The 5977-nt window shown below is 62.3% G+C and carries 9 protein-coding genes; 8 read left to right on the top strand and 1 reads right to left on the bottom strand.

What is annotated here, in order from left to right:
* On the top strand, nucleotides 1–268 hold a 268-nt coding region (locus WB528_RS12760), incomplete at its 5' end, for an EAL domain-containing protein (protein WP_423888774.1).
* Between the two features lie 117 nt (nucleotides 269–385).
* Nucleotides 386–2278, top strand: a complete 1893-nt coding sequence (locus WB528_RS12755) for a potassium transporter Kup (RefSeq protein ID WP_423888773.1) — start codon at nucleotides 386–388, stop codon at nucleotides 2276–2278.
* A 42-nt stretch (nucleotides 2279–2320) separates the two neighbouring features.
* Here the strand turns inward: WB528_RS12755 and WB528_RS12750 are convergent, their stop codons facing one another.
* Nucleotides 2321–2722, bottom strand: a complete 402-nt coding sequence (locus WB528_RS12750; RefSeq protein WP_423888772.1) for a hypothetical protein — start codon at nucleotides 2720–2722, stop codon at nucleotides 2321–2323.
* 485 nt (nucleotides 2723–3207) lie between these two features.
* On the opposite strand from WB528_RS12750, the gene WB528_RS12745 reads away from it, so the two are divergent.
* The 6 genes from WB528_RS12745 to WB528_RS12720 all read left to right on the top strand — a co-directional run.
* Nucleotides 3208–3390, top strand: coding sequence for a hypothetical protein (locus WB528_RS12745; RefSeq protein WP_423888771.1), 183 nt, complete (start codon nucleotides 3208–3210; stop codon nucleotides 3388–3390).
* Between the two features lie 28 nt (nucleotides 3391–3418).
* Nucleotides 3419–3679, top strand: coding sequence for a hypothetical protein (locus tag WB528_RS12740; RefSeq protein WP_423888770.1), 261 nt, complete (start codon nucleotides 3419–3421; stop codon nucleotides 3677–3679).
* Nucleotides 3651–3887 (top strand): hypothetical protein, encoded by a 237-nt coding sequence (locus WB528_RS12735; RefSeq protein WP_423888769.1) that lies wholly within the window; start codon nucleotides 3651–3653, stop codon nucleotides 3885–3887. The genes WB528_RS12740 and WB528_RS12735 overlap by 29 nt, the downstream gene beginning before the upstream one ends.
* Before the next feature lie 51 nt (nucleotides 3888–3938).
* A complete protein-coding gene (locus WB528_RS12730; RefSeq protein ID WP_423888768.1) occupies nucleotides 3939–4241 on the top strand; it encodes a hypothetical protein in 303 nt (100 codons plus the stop codon).
* A 163-nt stretch (nucleotides 4242–4404) separates the two neighbouring features.
* Nucleotides 4405–4893: a GNAT family N-acetyltransferase gene (locus tag WB528_RS12725; RefSeq protein ID WP_423888767.1), complete on the top strand. Its 489-nt coding sequence runs from the start codon at nucleotides 4405–4407 to the stop codon at nucleotides 4891–4893.
* A 118-nt stretch (nucleotides 4894–5011) separates the two neighbouring features.
* The coding region (locus WB528_RS12720; protein ID WP_423888766.1) for a CaiB/BaiF CoA transferase family protein at nucleotides 5012–5977 on the top strand (966 nt) is incomplete at its 3' end.

Here is a 5977-nt window from a genome sequence, read left to right as displayed (position 1 = left end):
CTCCTTCATCAAGTCGGTCCATTCCAACCAGCAGGCGGCCACGATCGTGCGGGCGGTGCTCGGCCTCGGCAAGGGGCTCGGGTTGCCGGTCCTTGCCGAAGGCGTCGAGACCAACGAGGAGCTGCGTTTCCTGCAAGAGGAAAGCTGCGACGAGGTGCAGGGCTATCTGTTGGGACGTCCGGCGGCGATCGACAGCTTCCGCGAGTACACCAATCCGGACGCAAGCCTGCCTCAGAGCGCTCCCGACAAGCGTGCTGCGAGCGCCTGACGCCGCTTTGGCCTGTCTTTAAGGCCGGAATCCAACACCAACGGTCGCTTGGCTGTCGCAATCGACGGCGATAGTTTGTAGGAAGGCTGACAGGATATTCCTACGAACGGCGGGTCCGTGACCGAGCAAGCCTTAGAAGTTTCCGATGCGCGGCAGGCCCCGCAAGGCAAATTGCCGGCTCTGGCGCTATCGGCGCTTGGCATCGTGTTCGGGGATATCGGAACCAGCCCGCTCTACACGTTCAAGACGGTGTTGGGCACAGCGGACATGCCGTCGGATCCTGCAACAGTTCTTGGCGCGCTCTCGCTGGTGTTGTGGACACTCTTCCTCATCACCACGGTCAAATATGTCTCCTTTGCCATGCGCGTCGACAATGACGGCGAGGGCGGCATCCTGGCGCTGATGGCGCTGCTCGGCGTGAAGAAGCAACACCGGCCGACGATCGTCGCGGTCGGCCTGTTCGGCGCGGCGCTTATCTATGGCGACGGCGCGATCACGCCGGCGATCTCGGTACTGTCGGCGCTCGAAGGCCTGAACATGGCGACACCCGCTTTTCAGCCCTATGTGGTGCCGGCGGCGGTTGCGATCCTGCTGGCGCTGTTTGCGATCCAGTCGAGGGGGACGGCGGCGATCGGGCATTTCTTTGGACCTATCATGCTGCTCTGGTTTGCCGCGATGGCGATCATGGGCGTGTGGGGGATCGCGCAGCACCCGCAGGTGTTCGCCGCGATCAATCCCGTCTATGGCCTGACCTATCTGGTCTCGCACGGCGCAACCGGCTTTCTCGTGCTGGGCGCCGTGTTTCTCTGCGTCACAGGCGCCGAAGCGCTTTATGCCGACATGGGTCATTTCGGCAGCCGGCCAATCAAGCTCGCCTGGTTTGCGATCGTGTTTCCAAGCCTGATCATCAACTACGCAGGTCAGGCGGCGCTGGTGCTCCAGGGCGCGCCGACCGGCGACAATATCTTCTTCCGCCTGTGCCCGCAGCCGCTGCTGATTCCGTTGATCGTGCTAGCGACGGTTGCCACCATCATCGCCAGCCAGTCGATCATCACCGGCGCGTTCTCGATGACGCGGCAGGCGATCCAGCTCGGCTGGCTGCCCCGGCTCTATGTCAAGCAGACCTCATCCGAAGGCTATGGCCAGATTTACGTCGGTGTCGTCAACTGGCTGTTGATGCTCGTCACGGTGGGCTTAACGATAGCGTTCGGCAAATCGGACAATCTCGCCGCCGCCTACGGCATCGCGGTTTCCGCCACGATGCTGATGACGTCGGCCCTGCTCTTCATCGCAATGCGCGATGTCTGGGGCTGGAGCGTACTGGCCGCGGGCAGCGTGGCCGGCTGCTTTCTGGTGGTCGACAGCGCTTTCTTTCTGGCGAACCTCACCAAGATCGCCGAAGGCGGCTATGTGCCGCTGCTGCTGGCGCTCGCCGTCTACAGCGTGATGTGGATCTGGCACCGGGGCGCGGCCGCCGTTTCGCAGCGCATGCACGAGCAACTGATCCCCGTGAATGAATTCATGGCGCGCGCCAAGGCCGCCGGCGTGCCGCGCGTGCCGGGCACCGCGGTGTTTTTGACGCGTACCGAAACCGGCACGCCGCCGGTGATGCAGTGGCATGTCAAGCATAACCGCGCGCTGCACGAGCACCTGTTCGTGCTCCGCGTCGAGATCAGGTCGGTGCCATGGACGTCACCCCGCGATCGCCTCACGATCGAGGAGGTCGCGCCGAATTTCTGGCGTGCCGAGGCGCGTTTCGGCTTCATGGAGCGGCCGCACATTCCGGGCCTGCTCGCCGCCTCCAAATCGCTCGGCTGCACGGTCGATCTTTCCGACGTCACCTATTATGTCGGCCATGAAACCGTGATGGGCCGCGAAGACAAAATGGGAATGCCGGCGTGGCAGGCCAAGCTGTTTGTGGCGATGGAGCGCAACGCGGTCCACGTCAGCGACTTCTTCAGCCTGCCCGGCGATCAGGTGGTCGAGATCGGGCGGCAAGTAGCGATCTGACACGCTGCGATCTGCGCTGGCCTGACCAGCGCGCGCGAAGCCTCAGGGCCGCGGGCCGCGCGAGGTGCAAGCGCCGGAAGCGCATTTCAGGTTCGATGACGCAGTGACGGTCTTGCCCTTGTTCGGCGACATGACGGGCGGATTCTGCCTGGTCGGGGCGGAAGCAAGGCCCGGCGTTGTTCCACCGGCGATGGAAGGTGGTGCTCCCGCGAGTGAATTAGGCTTCGCGATGCCGACGACCGGGCCGGGTTTTGGTGGGCTGGGAGGCGTGATCGGCTTGATCGATCCGCCAACCACGGAGGGTGGCTTGGCGGCGCCTCCAATCTTGATCTGCTGCGTCTTGGGGCCGCCGAGTGCGCTCTGTGCGTCAGCCGGCGAAATGCCTGCGGCCGCGACGGCGAGCACACCAGCCAGCGTCCATCCGGTCATCGCTTTGTGGTTCATGAGAGGCCTCGCACGGCTCGGGCTTCGACAAGATCATACGTAGGCCCGTCCCGTGACTTAGCCAAGAGTTCGGCCCGGCTATTTTATGGCTATTATCTTGCACGCCTTTGCGACCGCCGGCAGCGCCGGCAATAATTTGACATGTCGGGCAAATCACCGGCATAGGTTCACCATCGCAAAGATGTAAGCCCGCGCCGGGAGACCGGCCGCGGGCTTTTTCGTTTCCAGTTTCCGAATCGGACGGCGGCCCCGTCCGAACCAGTTTGCCGGTGCGCGCGAACGCAACCGGCCGCGGCCTCTCGCCCTCCCAAGAGAGACAGGGTTCGCGCCCCAAATGAGCTGGCGCACAACGTGCGACAGCTCTGCCGCGCTTTTAACAAAGCCAGCCATCCCGACTGAAGGAAAGACCGCATGGCCGCCACCGCCTGTCTGATCACGCTCGCCCTCGGCGAGCTAATCCTCATCGTGCTCTGGGAGATTTTCTCGTGAACGCCAGGATCATTCAGTTCATCCCGCGGGTGAACTTCGATCGTCGCCCGAATGAATCCTCGCAGCCGTTTCGCTCGTGGCGCCGGCCGGACGATCTCGCCATGGATCACGCCGATACCGCGCCGTGCGAATATGCGCCGCCGCCCTGGCAAGGCCGGGACGATAGCGAGCCGGCGTAACGTCGTCGCATTCGAAGAAGAATTTAAAATGCCCAAAGCCGTCACCGAAATCCGCTCGCTTGCGCGCTCCCACACACGCACCGCGCTGAACGTGCTCGTCGCCGTGATGCGCAACACCAAGGCGACGCCGCCGGCGCGGGTCGCGGCAGCCAATGCGCTCCTCGATCGCGGCTGGGGCAAGCCGACCCAGGCGATCGGCAATGACGAGAGCGCGCTCGAACTGATCCATCGCATCGAACGTGTCATCGTTCACCCCGAAAATGTCCACGCTGAAAATCCTGACCGCTGAGATATTTGAGCCGCTGCTGGCGCCGGCCCGCTACAAGGGAATTTTCGGCGGCCGTGGCTCGGGAAAACTCTTGATTTTCGACAAGGTTTTTGGGCTCGGCACGACCGATGGGCTCGCGGGATTTGCATCGACGACGGCCAATCTGATCGTGGCGTCCTATTTCGCCAAGCGCGGCTTCGAGAATGTCGCAAGGATCATAAAACGATGATCCGGAATCATGAAGAAATGATCCGGGATCATCACCTGACGCCATCCTGCCATGTCTGACATCAGCGAAGATGTCATCCGCGCCGTCGTCGCGGAAACCCTTTGCGAGCAGCAAAGGATCCATCACAGCGACATTGACGCTGTTGTCGATCGAGCTATCGCTACGGTGCTCGCGTCCTTCGGCATAGAGGAAGAGGATAGACGCGAACTGCGCGCTGATTTCCAGCACTTGAGACGGTGGCGCAAAAGCGTCGAACAAGCTCAGGGTTTCACCTTCAAGGCCGTCATTACCGTCATCGTGGCGGGATTTCTCGGCGCGGTGTGGCTTGGCATCAAAGCGATGCTCGGCAAATGATGTGCCTCGCGTTGCTGCTGGCTGGGCTGCTGGCATCGTCTCCGGCGAACGCCATTCCCTGCTGGGTCGTGAAGCGTGCCGTCGCACAGCATGGCGAGGCGGCGGCCGAGGCTTGGGCACGCGCGAAGGGCTTTTCGCCGAAGGACATCGAGCGGGCGAAGCGATGTCTGAAGTCATGACTCCAACGTACCGGATTCGCGAGGTCGATGGCCGCGATGACGAGATCGTGGACATCCTGACCGAGTTGCATCGTATGACCTTCCTCGGTGGTGCGTCGGTTCCTCCGTTTGACCGGGGACATTGGTGGCTGGCCTATTGCGAGGCGACGCCAGTCGCCTTCGCCGGCGTCGTGCCTTCAACGCATGTCCGCGAAGCCGGATACTTCTGCCGGGTCGGCGTCTTGCAGCGCCATTGGGGCCATCGTCTTCAGTTACGTTTGATGCGTGCCATCGAAATGCGAGCACGGCGCAACGGCTGGACTTGCATGGTTTCCGATACGACCGGCAACGTCGTCTCCGCCAACAACTTCATCCGGGCAGGCTATCGATTGTATTGGCCGCTTTATCCCTGGGCGTTTCCGGATACGCTCTATTGGCGCAAAAGCCTCATTTCTGTTCCCTCCTCTCATAGCACCCATTCGAAAAGGCGATAGCGGCCAAGCCTCGCCGCCGACTTCTCTTGGAACGTCGGCGAAGGCCCGTGTACAATCTCCCGCAGCGATCCTAATGGCGATTAGCCAGGATCGACCAAAGGGAAGGAACGGGCCGACCATGACTGCGAGACCGAAACTGCCGGAGCGGCTGCCGAGAGAGAAGGGGGCTCCGACCGCCCTTGACGGTCTTCTGGTCGTCGATTTTACCCGGGTCGTGGCCGGTCCTGCATGCACGCAGACGCTCGCGGATTTCGGCGCCGAGGTGATCAAGATCGAAAACCCCGAAGGCGGTGACGATTCGCGGCACTACGAGCATGCCGACCTTGCCGGCGAAAGCGCGGCCTTTATTAGTCTGAACCGCAACAAGCGCGGCATTGCGCTCGATCTCACCAAACCCGAAGCCTGCGTCGTGGCGCACGAACTGATCGCGCGCGCGGACGTAGTGGTTGAGAATTTTTCCTCCGGCGTGATGAAGAAATATGGCCTCGACTACGCTTCGGTCGCGTCGGCCAATCCACGGCTGGTCTATTGCTCGATCTCGGCCTATGGCCGCAAGGGTCCGTTCGCGTCACGCCCCGGCTTCGATCCGATCACTCAGGCCGAAAGCGGTTTCATGTCGCTTAATGGTTTTCCGGACGGGCCGCCCGTGCGGACCGGGCCGCCCGCGGTCGACATGCTCACGGGCATGGCGGCTTGCAACGCGATCCTGCTGGCGCTTCTCGCCCGCGATAAGCTTGGCCGCGGACAGCAAGTCGAGGTCGCCTTGTTCGACATGGCGCTGGCCATGACTCAGTTCTACGGCATGGCTTATTTGATGAGCGGTGTGAATCCGAGTCGCCAGGGCAATTCGCCGAACGGTTCGCCTTCGGTCGGGGTGTATCACGGCTCGGATGCGCCCTTCTATATTGCCTGCGCCAACGATCGGCTCTATCGCCGGCTGGTCGTCGAAGTGTTGAATCGTCCAGATCTCGTCAGTGGCGAATTCGGTGACCGCCGCTCGCGCACCGCCAACAAGGAAAAATTGCGAGCCATTCTCACCGGGCTGTTTGCGCAGGACACCCGCGAACACTGGGTGACCAAGATG

Source organism: Bradyrhizobium sp. (genome assembly GCF_049586575.1).
Taxonomy (GTDB): Bacteria; Pseudomonadota; Alphaproteobacteria; order Rhizobiales; family Xanthobacteraceae; genus Bradyrhizobium.
This window is presented reverse-complemented; position numbering and strand designations above follow the sequence as displayed.